Annotated in this window: 17 protein-coding genes; 6 read left to right on the forward strand and 11 right to left on the reverse strand. The window is 55.5% G+C overall.

Annotated features, from left to right (window positions below; all coding sequences use genetic code 11):
* Window positions 1–144: 144 nt before the first annotated feature.
* On the reverse strand, window positions 145–573 hold the full coding sequence (locus RIN67_RS11980; protein ID WP_264999760.1) for a MarR family winged helix-turn-helix transcriptional regulator: 429 nt from the start codon (window positions 571–573) through the stop codon (window positions 145–147).
* Between the two features lie 120 nt (window positions 574–693).
* Between RIN67_RS11980 and RIN67_RS11985 the strand changes: the two genes are divergently transcribed.
* Complete coding sequence (locus RIN67_RS11985; protein WP_024747378.1) at window positions 694–1251, forward strand: NADPH-dependent FMN reductase; 558 nt, start codon at window positions 694–696, stop codon at window positions 1249–1251.
* 710 nt (window positions 1252–1961) lie between these two features.
* Here RIN67_RS11985 and RIN67_RS11990 read toward each other — a convergent pair.
* The 3 genes from RIN67_RS11990 to adhP (RIN67_RS12000) form a co-directional block, all read right to left on the reverse strand.
* Window positions 1962–2669 (reverse strand): glycerophosphodiester phosphodiesterase family protein, encoded by a 708-nt coding sequence (locus RIN67_RS11990; protein ID WP_264999758.1) that lies wholly within the window; start codon window positions 2667–2669, stop codon window positions 1962–1964.
* A 149-nt stretch (window positions 2670–2818) separates the two neighbouring features.
* Complete coding sequence (locus RIN67_RS11995) at window positions 2819–3952, reverse strand: vitamin B12 independent methionine synthase (RefSeq protein WP_264999757.1); 1134 nt, start codon at window positions 3950–3952, stop codon at window positions 2819–2821.
* Window positions 3953–4900: 948 nt separating this feature from the next.
* A complete protein-coding gene (adhP, locus tag RIN67_RS12000; protein WP_264999756.1) occupies window positions 4901–5917 on the reverse strand; it encodes an alcohol dehydrogenase AdhP in 1017 nt (338 codons plus the stop codon).
* A 353-nt stretch (window positions 5918–6270) separates the two neighbouring features.
* Between adhP (RIN67_RS12000) and RIN67_RS12005 the strand changes: the two genes are divergently transcribed.
* Both RIN67_RS12005 and RIN67_RS12010 read left to right on the forward strand, forming a co-directional pair.
* Window positions 6271–7506, forward strand: a complete 1236-nt coding sequence (locus RIN67_RS12005; RefSeq protein WP_264999755.1) for an ArgE/DapE family deacylase — start codon at window positions 6271–6273, stop codon at window positions 7504–7506.
* Between the two features lie 24 nt (window positions 7507–7530).
* A complete protein-coding gene (locus RIN67_RS12010; protein ID WP_264999754.1) occupies window positions 7531–8025 on the forward strand; it encodes a GtrA family protein in 495 nt (164 codons plus the stop codon).
* A gap of 361 nt (window positions 8026–8386) precedes the next feature.
* Here the strand turns inward: RIN67_RS12010 and adhP (RIN67_RS12015) are convergent, their stop codons facing one another.
* Entirely contained in the window at window positions 8387–9403 is a 1017-nt protein-coding gene (gene adhP / locus RIN67_RS12015; RefSeq protein ID WP_264999756.1) for an alcohol dehydrogenase AdhP, read from the reverse strand.
* Window positions 9404–9756: 353 nt separating this feature from the next.
* Here adhP (RIN67_RS12015) and RIN67_RS12020 point away from each other — a divergent pair, with 353 nt between their 5' ends.
* Entirely contained in the window at window positions 9757–10992 is a 1236-nt protein-coding gene (locus tag RIN67_RS12020) for an ArgE/DapE family deacylase (protein WP_264999755.1), read from the forward strand.
* A 24-nt stretch (window positions 10993–11016) separates the two neighbouring features.
* Complete coding sequence (locus tag RIN67_RS12025; RefSeq protein WP_264999754.1) at window positions 11017–11511, forward strand: GtrA family protein; 495 nt, start codon at window positions 11017–11019, stop codon at window positions 11509–11511.
* 66 nt (window positions 11512–11577) lie between these two features.
* Here the strand turns inward: RIN67_RS12025 and RIN67_RS12030 are convergent, their stop codons facing one another.
* The 6 genes from RIN67_RS12030 to RIN67_RS12055 form a co-directional block, all read right to left on the reverse strand.
* Window positions 11578–12084 carry a WxL domain-containing protein gene (locus RIN67_RS12030; RefSeq protein WP_313872926.1) on the reverse strand — a complete coding sequence of 169 codons (507 nt, stop codon included), beginning with the start codon at window positions 12082–12084 and terminating at the stop codon, window positions 11578–11580.
* On the reverse strand, window positions 12038–13687 hold the full coding sequence (locus RIN67_RS12035) for an L-type lectin family protein (RefSeq protein WP_313872927.1): 1650 nt from the start codon (window positions 13685–13687) through the stop codon (window positions 12038–12040). Before RIN67_RS12035 ends, RIN67_RS12030 begins: the two co-directional genes overlap by 47 nt.
* 22 nt (window positions 13688–13709) lie before the next feature.
* Entirely contained in the window at window positions 13710–14726 is a 1017-nt protein-coding gene (locus tag RIN67_RS12040; protein WP_264999752.1) for a DUF916 and DUF3324 domain-containing protein, read from the reverse strand.
* A gap of 130 nt (window positions 14727–14856) precedes the next feature.
* Window positions 14857–15483, reverse strand: coding sequence for a WxL domain-containing protein (locus RIN67_RS12045; RefSeq protein ID WP_264999751.1), 627 nt, complete (start codon window positions 15481–15483; stop codon window positions 14857–14859).
* A 191-nt stretch (window positions 15484–15674) separates the two neighbouring features.
* Entirely contained in the window at window positions 15675–16337 is a 663-nt protein-coding gene (locus RIN67_RS12050; RefSeq protein WP_264999750.1) for a hypothetical protein, read from the reverse strand.
* Window positions 16338–16373: 36 nt separating this feature from the next.
* On the reverse strand, window positions 16374–17738 hold the full coding sequence (locus RIN67_RS12055; RefSeq protein WP_264999749.1) for an amino acid permease: 1365 nt from the start codon (window positions 17736–17738) through the stop codon (window positions 16374–16376).
* 424 nt (window positions 17739–18162) lie between these two features.
* Here RIN67_RS12055 and RIN67_RS12060 point away from each other — a divergent pair, with 424 nt between their 5' ends.
* Window positions 18163–18630: a hypothetical protein gene (locus RIN67_RS12060; RefSeq protein WP_264999748.1), complete on the forward strand. Its 468-nt coding sequence runs from the start codon at window positions 18163–18165 to the stop codon at window positions 18628–18630.
* Window positions 18631–18679: the final 49 nt, after the last annotated feature.

Raw genomic sequence — 18679 nt, forward strand, 5'->3', positions numbered from 1 at the left:
GACAAACTAAAGCTTTTTTGGTGCCAGTGCCGGTGGTACCCGGAAACTACCTTCGGCGATAACTGCCTCCAAACCATAACCCCATTGAATCAGACTAAATCCCAGTTTGATTCAATGGGGTTAATTTTTATGCATTTTCGGGGTTCACTTGACCTGCAGGGTCTGGGCTAACCGTTGTAAGACCCGTAAGAGTTCCGCCCGGTCAGCCGCCGAATAATCACTCAGCCGTTCTTGAAGCTCAGCCGCTCGAGCTAGTTGAATCCGTAACAAGCCTTGGTGCCCCGCGGCACTCAGGGTCAATCGGCGGACCCGTTGATCCCGCCGGTCGGGCTCTTCAAGCCACCCCGCCGCCATCAACCGGTCGACCTGCCGACTGACCGACGAGTGGTTCCGCCCGATATGGTCCGCCAGTTGACCCACGCTGATGTTGGGCTGCCGGGCGACCCAGACCACGATGGGTAAGGCCGCTGGCTCCAAGTGCACCCGCGCCCGTTGCAACAGGCAGCGGTCCCGTTGCGGCTGGTCGAAGAACGTCACGATGTCAAACAACGCTTCAAAAATATCACTATCCACGATTTATACCCCCTACTCGCTAGATTAGTCACCAACCATTCAGCTCCTGATTGATTGTTAGTATACCAGAACCATGCTACCATGTGCATGACGCACAGACTAACCTGAAGGAGTGATTGGATGACAAATCCTAAAATCGGGATTATTGTGGGGTCCACCCGGCCCAGTCGTATCGGTCCCAGTATCGCTGATTGGTTGCAAAAGCAGTTAAAGACGCCCCACCTGGACGTGGACGTAATTGATTTAGCCCAGATCGACCTGCCACTACTAGACGAGATTGCCATGCCCAGCGACGGCCATTACGAACTCGAACATACCAAGAACTGGAGCCGTTTGATTCAGGGCTACCAGGGCTTCGTCTTGCTGTTCCCGCAATATAATTGGGGCTATCCTGCGCCCCTAAAGAACGCGCTGGACTGCCTCTACAGCGAGTGGCGGGGCAAGCCTGTCAGCATGGTTTCCTACGGCGGACGCGGGGGCTTCCAAGCAGCGCTGGCCCTGTCGCTGGTTCTCCGGGGACTCAAGTTCCACCGGTTAAGCACCAACATTGAAATTTCTCTAAAACCTGCCGATCTCGACAGCCACGGACACTTCAAGGCGCCCAACCAAGCCTTGGCCCCGTATGAATTTAACGTTCAACAGTTAAGTGCCGAATTCCAGCACGTGCTGACCGACTAAGCGGCGTTAAGCGCGAGTTGAGCTGTTGCAGCGCTGTAAAACGATGGTTTTACAGCGCTTTTTTCTACGTTTAATCAAGGGACAGATTGTGGTAATCCCCCGCCTTACCGGTTGGCCCTGAAGAGGCTGGAACGTGGTGGGCACGACTTGGAGCCCTGAAAGTCCCAGGTCTTCAAGCTCGGCCTTTGGGTAAGCCAGCTGAAAAACACTGACTAACCCAAACGACACCACTGAGCCTCTTCAGGCCCAACCTCACGGCTACATTGAGCGTATCAAAAACAGTGTTTCCTGACGTCCAAAATTGGTACCGTGTGGGACTCTTAAACTAAAACACTAAGGCGTAAATCTTATCAGACCTCGAGTCCGTGGTAGGCATCATCATACTTGCGTCATGGCCACAAACGGGTGGCAACCTTATTCATACCAACCACTACGGCCCGTCGGCAAATCATGTTTTGCTATTGGGTTACACAACTGTAAGCCGAGAGGACGGCCAGACAAGGCTCAGCCGTGAAATTTTCCTTGGTGAGCGTTTTCCAGCTCGCCTAGGAAAAGGCCCAGCTTCGAGACCGCTTTGTGGCTCGAAGTGGTGCCCACGGCGTTCCAGCCTTGTCTGGCCGTCCGGTAAGGCGGACATTTTCCACCATCCTGTCCTTGACTAAACGTAGAAAAAAGCCTGGGAAACACGCCCAGGCTTTTTTCGTGCTATCTTAATTTTGGGTCGGTGTGTTCAGAAGCTCGCGCTTCAACGCCATCATGGTCACAAAGTCATCGGTGAAGATGCCGGCCACGTGGTCCTGGAAGAGCCGCTTGGCTTGCCGCACACTATCGACGGTCCAGATTCGTTCCACCACGGGAACGCCGTCTTGGTAGTGACTCAAGTGCAGGCCCGCCAAGTGCTCCTGCCGGACAAAATCAACGGGGTCCTTGACCCGTTTATCCGTCAACCAACAATACAGCTCATCCGGTGCTAAGGCCTGACAACGCTTAATGGTCGGCAGGTGGAACGACGAGAAGATAACCGGATGCCGTAACGGCGTCGCGTGCACCATCCCCATCACGATGCGCTCAATATTGGGATACTGAATCTTATCCGTCTTGAATTCCAAGTTCAACTGCACCTCTTGGTTCGCCACTAACTTCAAAAACTCCGCCAGTGTGGGCACGGGGTCCCCGTTTGCCAGCTTGAATTGCCGAAGCTCCGCTAACGTGTAATCCTGGATGTACCCCTTGCCGTTAGTGGTACGGTTGATTTTTTCGTCGTGCATGATGACCGGTACGCTGTCCTTGGTCAGGTGCACATCGAACTCTAAGCCTTCAATCTGGTGCTCAACCGCGTAGGTGAAGCCGGCCAGGGAGTTCTCCGGGAATTTTGCCGGATACCCGCGGTGCCCCAAAACCATCGTTTGCTTGACCATGTTATGTCCCCTTCCCGACATCTCATCGGTTATTTACGCCTAGTGTAGCGCTTCTCGGGTAGAAATGCCGAGTATTTCATCACGCTACCTTCCAGAATACGCCGGCACGGTGCGGGAACCTTCATGATTGGGTAAATCTTCTGTAAAAATTACTTGCCCCACACGTCGGTGGCAATCTGCTTGACCAGCTTCAACTTGGCCCATTGCTGGTCTTCCGTTAACTGGTTACCCTCTTCGGTCGACGCGAAGCCGCATTGCGTGGAGAGGGCCAGGTTCTCCAGCGGTACGAACTCGCTGGCCTGCTTGATTCGGGCCTTGATGTCGTCCGGATTCTCCAGCTCGGGGAACTTCGACGTGATCAGCCCCAGAACGATGCGCTTGTGGGTGTCGTGATTCCAGATGCGCTTCAGTGGCGTAAAGTCGCCGGCCCGGTCACTATCGTATTCCAAGAACAGGCCGTCGTAGTGCAGTTGTCCCAGGTAATCGGCGATGTCGTCGTAGCTCCCGGAGAACAGGTACGTGGACTTGAAGTTTCCCCGGCAGACGTGGGTGGTCACGGTCAGGTCGTCCGGTAACCCAGCTAAGACCTGGTTGATGACCCGTACGGCGTCCTGGGCCAACTTCACGTACTTGGCGTGTTGGTCGGGCTGGTCGGCGGTCGCGTTGAGCTGACTGATCAGGAAGGCCCAGGTGGTGTCATCCAGTTGGAGGTAGCGGCAACCCAAGTCGTAGAAGTGCTGGATGGTCTGGTGATAAGCTTGGGCTAAATCATCTAAGTATGCGTCCCAGGTCTCGTAGAACTGGTGCCAGTTATCACTCCGGTTGTCCCGGAACAACATGGTCGGGGACGGGATCGTCTGCTTAACGGCGATGCCGGCCGGAACCAACGTTTGGAGGTAGCTGAAGGTCGCGAAGAACGGGTGGTCTGGGTTGTAAGCAATCTTACCCACCAGGTCTGCGTTGTCGGTCCGGGTCTTGCTCCCGTGGAACTTGTAGCTTTGGTGGTAATCGTAATGTCCCACACCGTTCAGTCCCCAGAGGAAGTCCAGGTGCCACCAACTACGGTTGAACTCTCCGTCGGTCACCGCCTTCAAGCCTAAGTTCAGTTCTTCGTTGACCACGCGCTTGGTTTCGTCGTGTTGAATCGCCGCCAGTTCATCGGCATCGATCAAGCCTTTTGCCAAGCGGGCGCGGGCCTGTTTCAGTGCTTGGGGCCGCAGTAAGCTGCCGACCACGTCGTAACGGTAAGGATAGGTCACTGATTCTGTTTTGGTATTAGTCATCGTTCAAATTCCTCCTCAAAAGTCATCCCCTAAGGGTCTATCATGGTCGGGGCCAGAAAAAAACGCGCCCGTCCCAGAACGAAAATATCGTTCTAGGGACGAGCGCGTCGTTGTACCACCCTAATTCACTACCGTCAGGTGACCGGTAGCCTCAACAGTACCGCAAAGCGATACCTGGGAAAGTAACGGTTCCTACCGACCAAGCAGCGTTAACCGCTTGATAGCATTTAAGAGGTCATCTTCATGTTGCCGTTACCGACCCGGTTCCACCATGGGGGCTCGCTTAACGGACGGGCAAACACTACTCTTCTCCTAGCCATTTATGACAGATCACTTAGAAATTAAGGGTAATGTTAGGCGTGATTCACGGAATTGTCAAGTCGCCCGCGCATTTTTCTGCCCGGGAGGAGGCAACATAGTAACGATTATTCGCCTTACCGGACGGCCAGACAAGGCTGGAACGCCGTGGGCACAACTTGACGCCCCAAATCCATAGTCCCCAAGCTGGCCTTTTCCTAGGCGAGCTAAGAAACGCTCACCTAGGAAAATGTCACGGCTGAGCCTTGTCTGGCCGTCCTCTCGGCTTACGATAGCGCAAGCCCAACAATAGTTGACCGCTCCGAAGGCCTTAAGTTTCTAGTCATGGCTAACCTTCTAATTAGTTTTCGGACAGTACCTAGAGCAACTGAGAAATGCCACCTAAATCAGGTTTCACAGTCCACAGTAGCACTAGCCTGGCCAACTGCACCATTGATTGTCGCGCACCACCAGGAGGTCCCGCCAGCCGATAGGGCCCAGCCAGTGACATTAGCGTTAGGCCAGTGGTTCTCTGGCCTTAGGCTAAGGCCGAGCTTTGAGATTCGCGATCTTGGCGAAGCTCAAAGTCGTGCCCACTGGCGTCACGGCCCTGCCAATCGGCTGGCGGGACCGGACCGTAACACCCAGCCGTTATTTGGTGAAATCAACCACCATTCGGCCTTCGATCTTGCCGGCCTTCATTTCGTCGATGATGTTGTTCAGGTCTTCCAGCTTGCGGGTCGCCACGATCGGCTTCACGTCGCCTTCCGCCGTTAACTGAAAGGCTTCGGCTAAGTCTTGCCGCGTGCCAACTAATGACCCGGCGATTTGGATGCCGTCCAAGACCACTTTCACAATGGAGACTTCCATGGCCCCCTTAGGCAGCCCTACGGCAACCACGCGTGCCCCGGCCCGAACGGAGTCGATGGCTTGGTCGAAGGCGATTTGGGAGACCGCCGTGACCACGGAAGCGTGGGCGCCCCCGATTTGTTCTTGAACCCAGGCACCCGAATCGGCCGTCTTGGAGTTAAAGGTCAGGTCGGCCCCCAACTTCTTGGCCGTTTCCAGCTTGTCATCGTTGATGTCAATGGCGATCACGTGGGCTTTGAAGACGTTCTTTGCCCACTGCACGGCCAAGTTCCCTAAGCCACCGCAACCATAAATCGTGACCCATTCACCGGGGTGCAGGTTGGCGGTCTTCAAGGCCTTATAAGTGGTGACGCCGGCACAGGTAATGGAGCTGGCTTCGACCGGGTCCAGGTCATCGGGGACCTTGACTGCGTAGTTGGCTTTCACGATGACCTGTTCGGCCATGGCACCATCCACGTTAAACCCGGCATTTTCCACGTTGCGGCACAGCGTTTCCCGCCCGGTCAGGCAGTATTCACAGTGGCCACAGCCCGCGAAGAACCAGGCGATGGAGACCCGGTCACCGACTTTTAAGTTCGTGACGTCGGCGCCGATCTCCTTGACCCGACCGACCCCTTCATGACCGATGATCCGGCCAGCAGTGTTCCCGAAGTCGCCTTGTGCGACGTGCAGGTCCGTGTGACATAACCCACAGTACTCAACGTCCACTAACGCTTCGTTCGCCTTAATGTCCCGTAACTGAACATCCTTAATCTCAACGTAGCCATCTAAAGAATCCCGAACAACTGCTGCTTTCATGATAAAAACTCCCTTTTCGTGGTTTATCTTCCCGTGCTAGCAGGTATACCCACAGTATAGATCAGCGCTTACAATACATCAATACCAAGTTTTCAGGAATTTAAAAAAGTTTGTGAAAAATCGTCTCCTTTCATTTTAATCTGCGCACAAGAAAGTAAAACGACCCTTTTCAGCGTTTTCTGAAAACTTATTTCGGAACTCTTCGTACCGTTAACAGCATAAATAATCGTCATCTATTAAAATTACGAAGTCTGTACCTTGACCGTCAAAAAGAAAAGTGCTGTAATCGAGTTAAGTCGTTTGAGGCGTTTTCACGCCTCCGGGGACATCAAAAACGAGGTGGACGAAGAATAATGGATGAAGTCGTTGAAACGTTGCGTGATATCATCAAACTTGATACCGTCAATGGCAACGAAAAAGTGGTGGCCGATTACATCGCGAACTTATTACAAGAACACGGCATTGCTAGCAAACAAATCGCGTACACGCCCGAACGGGTCAGTCTGGTGGCCGAAATCGGTGACGGTAACGGTCCCGTGATTGGCTTCGATGGTCACGAAGACATCGTTGCGCTGGGCGACAGCAGCAAGTGGCAAGTCGACGCCCTATCAGCTGCCGTGAAAGATGGTAAGCTGTTCGGTCGGGGCGCGGCCGACATGAAGTCGGGACTGATGGCCGGTGTCTGGGCCATGATTCACTTGAAGGAATCCGGGGTGCCACTCCGGGGAACTCTGCGGCTGATGGCCACGGTCGGCGAAGAGCTGGGCCAGTACGGTGCCCGGCAACTCGCCGAAGCCGGTTACGCTAAGGACCTAGACGCGTTGATCGTGGGGGAACCCAGCGGCGCGGACAAACGCCTGTTAGCCCAACCGCAGATTCAACAGATGCTCCAGATCGACGCGGCCGGTGCCCAGAAGTTAGCGGACGCCAACCACACCGACGAACAACACTTCATCGAGCTGGCGCATAAGGGCTCGTTGACCTACATGATTCACTCCCGCGGGGTCGCCGCGCACAGTTCCATGCCCGAAATCGGGAAGAACGCCATCGGTCCGCTAGTTACCTTCTACCAGAAGCAAGAAGCCTACTTCGCGACGCTGACCAAGTACCGTAACCCGGTCTTAGGGCCCATCACGCCGGTGGTCACCATGATCAAGGGGGGCGAGCAGATCAATACGGTTCCCGCCAGTGCGGAATTAGCCGTCAAGATCCGGACCATCCCCGAACTGTCGAACGCCACCATCACCCAAGCCGTCCAACAAATCATTGCGGACCTGAACGCTCAAGGTGCCGAACTGTCCTTCGAACTGATCAGTGACTTTACGCCGATGCACACCGCCGAAGACCGGCCTTTGATTCAGGCCGCCGCCGTCATCGGTCGGGCCGTACTGGAACAAGCCCTTCCTAAGATTGGGGTCTCCGGGGGGACCGACGCCTCCTCCTTCCTGGCGGTCAATCCCGACATCGACGTGGTGGTCTTTGGACCCGGTAACATTACGGCTCACCAGGTCAACGAATACCTGGACCTCGACATGTACCACCGCTTCATCAAAATCTACGAACGTATGATTACGCGGCTGCTTTCCTAGTCGTAGAAAGGACCCTACAAACTCTTGAAACCAAATTCTGACTTACACCAACACAACCACCCCACCACGGAGGCCGAGTTCGAAGAAGAACTCGACGCCGTGGAGACTAAGGCCAACAACGAACTCCAACTTTACGCCGTCTGGGGCGTGATCACTGTGGTCTTCAACGTGGTCTTGTTCTACCTGCTGTACCACACGTTCGGCGTGGAATACCAGATTGCCAACCTGATCGACTGGTTCTTCAGCGTCCTGTTCGCCTTCATCGTGAACAAGTTCTTCGTCTTCAAACACAAGACCGAGAGCCTCTTCAAGGAACTGACCACCTTCTACGGCACTCGGGTGGCGACCTACCTGATTGAATTCGTGATCTTATGGATTGGGATCTCCTTACTGGGCGCCAACGGGACCATCACCAAGGTCTTAGGCCACGGAATCGCGATTGCGGTCAACTATATCTTGTCGAAGCTCTTCGTCTTCAAGAAGCCCGCGACCAACGATTCAGAAACGCCCGCGGCTTAAACTAACCGCCAATTAACCACGAAAAATCCCCAGCAAGTCGCTGAACTTGCTGGGGATTTTTGCCGGTCAACTCGGCGCATCGGTCAACGTCCAGGTAATGGTGCCACGGTAGGTGCCGGTTGGGGTGCCACCATCTACTTCTAGCAACACACCGGTATGGTCGGTCCATCCCGCGACGACGTTGGTGACCCCGTCAGCCGATAGGGCCCAGCCAGTGACATTAGCGTTAGGCCAGTGGTTCTCTGGCCTTAGGCTAAGGCCGAGCTTTGAGATTCGCGATCTTGGCGAAGCTCAAAGTCGTGCCCACTGGCGTCACGGCCCTGCCAATCGGCTGGCGGGACCGGACCGTAACACCCAGCCGTTATTTGGTGAAATCAACCACCATTCGGCCTTCGATCTTGCCGGCCTTCATTTCGTCGATGATGTTGTTCAGGTCTTCCAGCTTGCGGGTCGCCACGATCGGCTTCACGTCGCCTTCCGCCGTTAACTGAAAGGCTTCGGCTAAGTCTTGCCGCGTGCCAACTAATGACCCGGCGATTTGGATGCCGTCCAAGACCACTTTCACAATGGAGACTTCCATGGCCCCCTTAGGCAGCCCTACGGCAACCACGCGTGCCCCGGCCCGAACGGAGTCGATGGCTTGGTCGAAGGCGATTTGGGAGACCGCCGTGACCACGGAAGCGTGGGCGCCCCCGATTTGTTCTTGAACCCAGGCACCCGAATCGGCCGTCTTGGAGTTAAAGGTCAGGTCGGCCCCCAACTTCTTGGCCGTTTCCAGCTTGTCATCGTTGATGTCAATGGCGATCACGTGGGCTTTGAAGACGTTCTTTGCCCACTGCACGGCCAAGTTCCCTAAGCCACCGCAACCATAAATCGTGACCCATTCACCGGGGTGCAGGTTGGCGGTCTTCAAGGCCTTATAAGTGGTGACGCCGGCACAGGTAATGGAGCTGGCTTCGACCGGGTCCAGGTCATCGGGGACCTTGACTGCGTAGTTGGCTTTCACGATGACCTGTTCGGCCATGGCACCATCCACGTTAAACCCGGCATTTTCCACGTTGCGGCACAGCGTTTCCCGCCCGGTCAGGCAGTATTCACAGTGGCCACAGCCCGCGAAGAACCAGGCGATGGAGACCCGGTCACCGACTTTTAAGTTCGTGACGTCGGCGCCGATCTCCTTGACCCGACCGACCCCTTCATGACCGATGATCCGGCCAGCAGTGTTCCCGAAGTCGCCTTGTGCGACGTGCAGGTCCGTGTGACATAACCCACAGTACTCAACGTCCACTAACGCTTCGTTCGCCTTAATGTCCCGTAACTGAACATCCTTAATCTCAACGTAGCCATCTAAAGAATCCCGAACAACTGCTGCTTTCATGATAAAAACTCCCTTTTCGTGGTTTATCTTCCCGTGCTAGCAGGTATACCCACAGTATAGATCAGCGCTTACAATACATCAATACCAAGTTTTCAGGAATTTAAAAAAGTTTGTGAAAAATCGTCTCCTTTCATTTTAATCTGCGCACAAGAAAGTAAAACGACCCTTTTCAGCGTTTTCTGAAAACTTATTTCGGAACTCTTCGTACCGTTAACAGCATAAATAATCGTCATCTATTAAAATTACGAAGTCTGTACCTTGACCGTCAAAAAGAAAAGTGCTGTAATCGAGTTAAGTCGTTTGAGGCGTTTTCACGCCTCCGGGGACATCAAAAACGAGGTGGACGAAGAATAATGGATGAAGTCGTTGAAACGTTGCGTGATATCATCAAACTTGATACCGTCAATGGCAACGAAAAAGTGGTGGCCGATTACATCGCGAACTTATTACAAGAACACGGCATTGCTAGCAAACAAATCGCGTACACGCCCGAACGGGTCAGTCTGGTGGCCGAAATCGGTGACGGTAACGGTCCCGTGATTGGCTTCGATGGTCACGAAGACATCGTTGCGCTGGGCGACAGCAGCAAGTGGCAAGTCGACGCCCTATCAGCTGCCGTGAAAGATGGTAAGCTGTTCGGTCGGGGCGCGGCCGACATGAAGTCGGGACTGATGGCCGGTGTCTGGGCCATGATTCACTTGAAGGAATCCGGGGTGCCACTCCGGGGAACTCTGCGGCTGATGGCCACGGTCGGCGAAGAGCTGGGCCAGTACGGTGCCCGGCAACTCGCCGAAGCCGGTTACGCTAAGGACCTAGACGCGTTGATCGTGGGGGAACCCAGCGGCGCGGACAAACGCCTGTTAGCCCAACCGCAGATTCAACAGATGCTCCAGATCGACGCGGCCGGTGCCCAGAAGTTAGCGGACGCCAACCACACCGACGAACAACACTTCATCGAGCTGGCGCATAAGGGCTCGTTGACCTACATGATTCACTCCCGCGGGGTCGCCGCGCACAGTTCCATGCCCGAAATCGGGAAGAACGCCATCGGTCCGCTAGTTACCTTCTACCAGAAGCAAGAAGCCTACTTCGCGACGCTGACCAAGTACCGTAACCCGGTCTTAGGGCCCATCACGCCGGTGGTCACCATGATCAAGGGGGGCGAGCAGATCAATACGGTTCCCGCCAGTGCGGAATTAGCCGTCAAGATCCGGACCATCCCCGAACTGTCGAACGCCACCATCACCCAAGCCGTCCAACAAATCATTGCGGACCTGAACGCTCAAGGTGCCGAACTGTCCTTCGAACTGATCAGTGACTTTACGCCGATGCACACCGCCGAAGACCGGCCTTTGATTCAGGCCGCCGCCGTCATCGGTCGGGCCGTACTGGAACAAGCCCTTCCTAAGATTGGGGTCTCCGGGGGGACCGACGCCTCCTCCTTCCTGGCGGTCAATCCCGACATCGACGTGGTGGTCTTTGGACCCGGTAACATTACGGCTCACCAGGTCAACGAATACCTGGACCTCGACATGTACCACCGCTTCATCAAAATCTACGAACGTATGATTACGCGGCTGCTTTCCTAGTCGTAGAAAGGACCCTACAAACTCTTGAAACCAAATTCTGACTTACACCAACACAACCACCCCACCACGGAGGCCGAGTTCGAAGAAGAACTCGACGCCGTGGAGACTAAGGCCAACAACGAACTCCAACTTTACGCCGTCTGGGGCGTGATCACTGTGGTCTTCAACGTGGTCTTGTTCTACCTGCTGTACCACACGTTCGGCGTGGAATACCAGATTGCCAACCTGATCGACTGGTTCTTCAGCGTCCTGTTCGCCTTCATCGTGAACAAGTTCTTCGTCTTCAAACACAAGACCGAGAGCCTCTTCAAGGAACTGACCACCTTCTACGGCACTCGGGTGGCGACCTACCTGATTGAATTCGTGATCTTATGGATTGGGATCTCCTTACTGGGCGCCAACGGGACCATCACCAAGGTCTTAGGCCACGGAATCGCGATTGCGGTCAACTATATCTTGTCGAAGCTCTTCGTCTTCAAGAAGCCCGCGACCAACGATTCAGAAACGCCCGCGGCTTAAACTAACCGCCAATTAACCACGAAAAATCCCCAGCAAGTCGCTGAACTTGCTGGGGATTTTTGCCGGTCAACTCGGCGCATCGGTCAACGTCCAGGTAATGGTGCCACGGTAGGTGCCGGTTGGGGTGCCACCATCTACTTCTAGCAACACACCGGTATGGTCGGTCCATCCCGCGACGACGTTGGTGACCCCGTCAGCCACCTGGTCATCGGTTCGATGGGTCAGGATTGGCGTTGGACTGGTATTCAGGGGGGTCGTACCAGTGGCCGTCACGTTGACCGGTCCGCCAGCTAATCGGTGCCCCGCAGCGTCGGTAAACGGCGTAGTCTGGGCATCCAAAGTCCACTGCTTCCCGGTTCCCCGGGTATCTTGGACCACAATCTGCCAGCCAGCTCGACGCTGGACAAACTGATTCTGGCCGGAAAATCGCCCGGGTTCAAACCCGCTAGCCGTGTTGAGCATCAGGAACTGCAGGCTGCCCGGCACCTCAATGTTCACGGTGACCGGCGCCGACCGCCGCGTTCCCTTAGCCGTCATCGCGGTCAGTTGTAACCGGTTGGGGCCGATACGCAACTGATCCGCTTGAAGATGAACTTTGAACGTCCCCGTAGGCGGCTACCGTCACCGCTGGGCGGGTCAAGCCGTTCAGCGTGGTTTGAAGCACGACTGCGGGGTGGGACGCGCCCGATCGATCACGGACCCGCCCCGTTACCATGGTCCCCTGGCGACTAGGTAACTGGACCCGCTGGCCGCTAGTCACAGCCAGGGTCAACGCGTGCTTCGCCGCAACCGTGAAATCAGGTGTAGTGACCCTGGTGACGCCCAGATTAGAGGTCAAGCGACTGGTGGTCGCGGCCACCTTCTGGGTGGTGGGGACCGCGGCGATTCGCCCGGTCAAGTGTAGCTTGACCGGCGTTTGGTGCGGAGTCAGTCCCCGTTTAAGTGCCACGGGGAGGGCCGCTTGGTGCAGGTCCCGGGAACTCAGCGCGCTGGTCTGGCCGTTCGCAGCGACCCACTGACCACGCGTTAGCCGCAAGTCAGCCGGTAAATGCAACTGACCGGCAATGGCGGCCCAGGTCGCCTGAGGGTTACGGTTCGCCAGCCGCAGAGTCAAGCTGACCCGGTCACCCGCGTTGACCGAGCTGCCGGTGGTCACTGCGCGGTGTTGCGTCAGGTCCGTCACCCGCGTCACTGCACTGGTCTGTGCCGCCGCTGGGGTCTGGTCTACGACCACCAGCGTCGTGGTATCTTGCCGGTTCGTAGTGGCCGTCAATCCCCAACGGACGTGCCCCGTGTGGGACGGATCGATGGCTTGGCGATCAAGCGGTACCGTCCGGCTCACGCCTGGTTGGGGCGCCGCCGTGGCAGGATTGCGGTCATCATAGGTGGTGGTCATGGTTCCCGCCTGAGCGTTCCAGGTCAACGTGAGGTGGTGCCACCGCCCATCCGCTAGGTCGTTGACTGAATTCAGAGTCTTAGGGACCAGCGCATAGGCGTTACGGGCCGGCGTCAGCCAGCCACTCAAGAGGCCACCAGCACGCAACCGCCGGTAGGTGCTAGCCAGAGCGGGATACAAGGTCGTCAAATGCTGATCAGTGCCCGTTAACGTGGCAAAGGCGTTGGCGGCTCCCGGCTGGGCAGTCGCTGATGCGCTGGTCGGGACCACACCCAACGCCCAGCTCCGCTGAATCGCCGTTTGACTTAACTTCTGCGCGGAAGTCTGGTTTTGATTGGTATCCGTTGCCAAGACACCCAGAGTCTCACCGACCACGCGTGACCCCATGGCCGGCATCGCAGCTGCTCCCCGGCGATTGTTCTGCAAGACTAACGCCAGGCCGTCGCTGCCTGCCTGGTGCCGGGCACCTAAGTTGACCCAGACACCAAGCGTCTGATTCCGCCGCAGGTCCAAGGCCGCTGGGGCCGTCGACCACGCCGCGCCGAATTGCGACGGCCCCGACGTCAGCGCAATGGCCGAACCGTCCGGCGTGGTCACAATTCGCGCGTGACTCATGGTCTCCGGTGCGGGGGCAATCGCCGCCGATGACCGGGCTAGCGAAATGCCCGTTGGCGCAGTCGTCACAGCCGCCTGATCAGCCGCCTGGGCTGAGGTGCCGGCACCGAACCCCAGCCCCATCATCAACGCAATGACACTCATGCTCAACCATCGTTTGCTCACAGAATCTCCCCCTTTGCGGTTACTACTGCTGTTTCCGCGCTTGGTGATTGCGGTACAGCAGGTAAGCAATCAAAGCCAACAACAAGGCGATAATCACAGCCAACAAGAGGTATAACCAGTTGTTCGGCTTGGTCGGATTGGTCGGTCCTAACTTCCGCAGCTCCTGCGACGTAATCGTGAAGTTCCGGACGAAGTGCCAGGTCTGACCGTCACCGTGGGCCGTCAGCTCCAACGTATAGGGCCCCGCCTTTAGCCGATGATTACCCCAAGGTAACCCGAAGTTGAAGTTACTGTTGGGTGCCATCCCCAAGGGCTTCTGATTCTGCTGCAAGATGGGCCGCAAGCCGTTACGGGCCTTGACACTAGCCTGAACGGACATCCCTGAGAGAATGCCGGGTTCAAAGTTCTGCAGGTTGGCCGTAACCAAGTTCTGCCGGTCGACCTGAGCCACGCCAACCCGATTCATGCGCAGATTAGGCGTGACGTTATGCGGGCTTTCCCGCAACCGAATGCTGACGGCGTAGGCGAAGATGTCCCGCAGACGAATCTTCGCCTTGGTCTGCTTGACCTGTTGCGGCTGGGCTTGAATCACGTAGATGCCTCCCAGCACACAGCCCCGCAGACGTTGCGCCGGCATCTGGTAGGTCACCTTGACGGGCACCCGACCATTAGCCAGTACCGTGATGGTCTGTTGCCGCTTAGCGAACAGGTCCCGCATCTTGACCTTCAGCGATGGGTCCAGTTGGGGATCGTACTGACTGTAATCAATGATCCCGTTAGAATTCGTCACCGCCTGCGTCACGTGCACGTTAAACTTCTGTGGCCGATCGGTCTGGTTATGCACAATGACTTCCAACGTTTGTTGTGCGTTGGGGTGCGTGCGTAACGCAAAGTACCCCACGGTCTTATCGTCTTGGTTCTTCGGCTTGACCACTTGCACCGTATACCCAACGTCCGCGGCGTGCGCGGGCACCTCCGTTATGAGCCCACCGACGAGTAGTGCGCCCAGTACCAAGAGTCCTTGCCAAAATTTTCGCATATTAAGTTTCCCCCAAACTAAATATGGCCATTGTCTAAAAAAAGCCGGTGTCACCGCAGCGACACCGACTCATGATGCCTTCGCGCCGTTGACCGGTCGACGAAGCGCATCCGTATTCCACAACTACCTATTATTGAGCCGTGTCACCCAACGTAAAGGTCAAGTTAGACGTGTAAGTCCCGGGCAATTGCCCAGCAGGTACGGCTAATGTGACATCCGCCAGATCAAGGTCGGCGTCAAAGACTCCCAGGCCACCCTTGGCAGGTGCATCCAGTAACAGCGAGTTGGTGCCGTCACCCTTTAAGGTCACCGCACTGGCCACTGGTGCTGTCGAAGGGTTGCCAGTGTTCGCCGCAGCGACCTCTGGCGCACCCAGCGATAAGACGGCGCCACCCAGCTTATCACCCGTTGCGTTAGTGAAGGCTGAGTTGGCGACTTGAACGTTGTATCCGCTTGGTAGCCCTTGGTTTGCGACTTCTACCGGATTATCCGCACTAGTTGCCGTGTAGGTCTCGTTCGACTTAGTGTTTGGAGTCATTGCCCCACCAAAGCCAATGCTTGGTGCTGAATCCAATGAGATCGACGCGTTAGTCGGGTTCGTGAAGGTTTCACTCGCCGTAGTGCTTTGACTGGTCGTCGGTGTCGACGACGAACTGGTGGTCGTGGTGTCCGCCAAAGCAGGCACTGCCAGACCACTAAGACCTAAAACCAGAGCCGCTGCTCCGGTCAATAAAGTTGTACGTAAACGACGCTTCATAGAAGTTCACTCCTTTATATCATTTAGGATCAAGTAGCCGCAACCAGTCGCGATTCACGTGATCGCCAGTCACTGTTGCTTGAGCGTCCCACCAAGTCACCGCACCGCTGCGCTAACCGGTGGTTCAACTTAAATCATAATCATCAGACGCAAAAAGACCAGCCAATGGCTGGTCTTTCGTATCGAGTTGCTCAATCTTCAAAGTCGCTGACGGTTAAGGCCTGCAGGTCGTTTAACCACCGATAGGCCGGACTGCCTTCAGGCGCCGTCACGGCAAACCCCAAGGGGCCGAAGAGGGTGGCCACCGCCGACCACTTGATTTGCTGGTTGGATAAGAAACTAGCAACCAGTTGCATAAGCTGTTGATTAGTGATGGGGGTTGCCATCACCGTTAGTAAGTTGACCGCCAATTGCTGGGCAATCATCTGGGTGATGGCCGGAGCCGCCAGTGGGTCAATGATTTGCCGTCTAGGCGTGATTGGCACAGCCGGTCCCTCCTTGCGAAAGAAGTGCTGCCACTGGACAAACTGCGTGGCGAGAACTGCGTAGAATTGCCACGGGACTTGATTACCAATCCGCTTCAACGTTGGCGGGGTCAATGCCGTTAACGACCACTGCACCTGTTGCGGCCCGGCGGCCTGCGCGGTGGTCAACCATTCACTAAAGAAGCGTTGCATGGTGGCATCCACCAAGGGTGTGACTTGCGCGCCCTGCGTCAGGTGGTAACGCCCCAAGAGAAAGTCGGGGACCTGCTCCCAGGGAATCGTGTTGCCCCCCTGTTGCTGCTTGCGGCGGTTGAACTGCCGCAACTGCTTGATCCGACTTGATTTTGCAAATTTTCCTGGACGACTCACAGTATCTGCCCCCTATTTCTAAACCTGCAAGATGCCTTAATCCTTAGTGGCTTCGCGTGGCTGGTACTTCCGGAAGTAAACCACCGTCATCACCGCTAAGAAGACCACCCCAACAATGATCGAGATCCGCGTCTCAGGATTCAAGAACATGAATAAGAGCGTGACACACAAGAAGGCCAACGTAATGTAGTTGGACCACGGCGAGAACGGCATAGTGAACGGATGGTCCGCCATCTTCGCCGCATTCTGCTTCCGGAACTCAATCTCACTGACCAGAATCACGAACCAGGGCACCATCCCCGGCAAGACACTGGAACTGTAGACCATCACGAAGATCTGACTGGCATCCTTGAAGTACATGGGTAAGACCACGTTCAAGACCACCCCGATTGCGATTCCCAAGGAAATCGCGAGCACGGAATAAAACGGAACGCCGTGGCGGTTCAACAGGGTCATCTTCTTAGGCAGTTGGCCGTTCTCAGCCAAGGTGAAGGTCATCCGGCTGGCACTGTAGATCCCGGAATTGGACCCGGACAGCGCGGCGGTGATCACCACGAAGTTGATGATGGAAGCCGCGGCGGTAATCCCAATCTTGGCGAACGTCTGCACAAACGGTGAGCCTAATTGGTTCAGCTTATCCCACGGGTAGATGCTGACGATCACGAAGATCGCCCCCACGTAGAAAATCAGGATTCGGGCAACGGTCGATTGAATCGCCGCCACTAAGGTGTGTTTCGGGTTCTCGGCTTCTCCGGCCGTGACCCCGATCAACTCGATGCCTTGATACGACGCCAGCACGATGGCTAACGCGTAGATGAACCCTTTGGCCCCACCGGTGAAGAACCCGCCGTTGGCCCAGAGGTTACTGATGCCGACCGCGTGGCCCCCGTTCCCGAAGCCAAACAAAATCACGCCTAACCCGGCGATAATCATCAAGATAATCGTGACCACCTTGATCAACGCGAACCAGAATTCCAATTCCCCGAACATTTTGACGGAGATCAGGTTCGCGACACACAGGAAGGTAATGGCAATCAGGCCGGGAATCCAATCCGGCAAGTTGGGCCACCAAAAGCGGAAATAGCCGCCTAACGCGATCATTTCACTCATCCCCACCACAATGAATTGGAACACATTGCTCCAAGCCGTGAGGTATCCAAATACCGGGTGCATGTATTGGGAAGCGAAGGTTGCAAATGAACCGGTCGTTGGGTGAACGTACAACATCTCCCCCAATGCCCGCATGATCAAGTACAGGAATACCCCGGAAATGATGTAGGCAATGAGGACGGATGGGCCCGTCCACTTAATGGTGGAACCAGACCCCATAAATAATCCAACGCCGATAGTACCGCCCAATGCAATCATCTGCATTTGGCGCGAGCTTAGTCTTCTCTGCAATCTAATTCCTTCTTTCTATAGAAATATGGTGAGTCTGACCCTCGGGCCGGGCCGGCCGTTGACATTCGGCTCTGGCCCAGCAACCTCACATGGCATTGTGAACTGGCCCCGTTACCCGTCGATCTTTCATCGAACGGGCCACACTCGGTGATTCAAGATGAAAATAGTGTATATTCACATATGCTACTTGGTTTGACCCGTTCGCGCAAGCTTTTTTCGTCCCAAATCGGAAAACCACCTTGTTATTATGCGCTTCAACTAGGCTTGATTCAAACCGCCCCGGCACCGCAGCCCCAGTCCACCAAAGATTGACGGTCATCCTCACCATTTTTTAGCCTAAGCACCGGTCTTAGCGTATACTAGAACCAGATGGTTTTACTGTTCAATCATCATTAGTCTAAACAACTACATAGGAGGCACCACCATGCACACCACCAAGATTCTACTAACCACCGCCACCACCCTAGCTGCTCTGCTGGGTGGTCAAGCCCTGACCGCCCAAGCTGCTAAATGGCACAAGGGCACCCCCGCTAGTCTTCGCGGCACCTACGTGTCCAAAAAGACGGGGTACAACCGCGGCCTCAAACACGGCGACTACAGCTTCGAAAAGATGTACATCCAACCTAAGGGCGCACCGTTTTATAGTTTTTCCTACTATAATCATAAGTATTCTACGAACTCGCCGATGATGGGGATGGCCGTGACCCATAAGTACAAGAAGATTGGCAAGCACACCTACCGGCTGGTCGGCGAATACAAGAATAATGGCGGCGCCACTAAGATGCTGCTGCGGTCTTACCGGCATCACCGGATTCGCTTCACCTTCAGCAAGTCCTTCAAGGGCGCTGAATACCTCCACCGGACCCGCAAACAATCCAACTTTGAGTGGTAAGCACCTCGCCATTGCACCTTCGAAAGTCTAACAACTGGCAACACAAAAA

Origin of the sequence: Levilactobacillus namurensis (assembly GCF_032197885.1) — a bacterium.
In the GTDB taxonomy this organism is placed as follows: Bacteria; Bacillota; Bacilli; order Lactobacillales; family Lactobacillaceae; genus Levilactobacillus; species Levilactobacillus namurensis_A.

Excerpts from the sequence above, each read along its gene's own strand:
- RIN67_RS11985 (WP_024747378.1), top strand. The coding sequence starts at position 694 with ATGACAAATCCTAAAATCGGGATTATTGTGGGGTCCACCCGGCCCAGT.
- RIN67_RS11990 (WP_264999758.1), bottom strand. The coding sequence starts at position 2,669 with ATGGTCAAGCAAACGATGGTTTTGGGGCACCGCGGGTATCCGGCAAAA.
- RIN67_RS11995 (WP_264999757.1), bottom strand. The coding sequence starts at position 3,952 with ATGACTAATACCAAAACAGAATCAGTGACCTATCCTTACCGTTACGAC.
- adhP (WP_264999756.1), bottom strand. The coding sequence starts at position 5,917 with ATGAAAGCAGCAGTTGTTCGGGATTCTTTAGATGGCTACGTTGAGATT.
- RIN67_RS12005 (WP_264999755.1), top strand. The coding sequence starts at position 6,271 with ATGGATGAAGTCGTTGAAACGTTGCGTGATATCATCAAACTTGATACC.
- adhP (WP_264999756.1), bottom strand. The coding sequence starts at position 9,403 with ATGAAAGCAGCAGTTGTTCGGGATTCTTTAGATGGCTACGTTGAGATT.
- RIN67_RS12020 (WP_264999755.1), top strand. The coding sequence starts at position 9,757 with ATGGATGAAGTCGTTGAAACGTTGCGTGATATCATCAAACTTGATACC.
- RIN67_RS12040 (WP_264999752.1), bottom strand. The coding sequence starts at position 14,726 with ATGCGAAAATTTTGGCAAGGACTCTTGGTACTGGGCGCACTACTCGTC.
- RIN67_RS12045 (WP_264999751.1), bottom strand. The coding sequence starts at position 15,483 with ATGAAGCGTCGTTTACGTACAACTTTATTGACCGGAGCAGCGGCTCTG.
- RIN67_RS12060 (WP_264999748.1), top strand. The coding sequence starts at position 18,163 with ATGCACACCACCAAGATTCTACTAACCACCGCCACCACCCTAGCTGCT.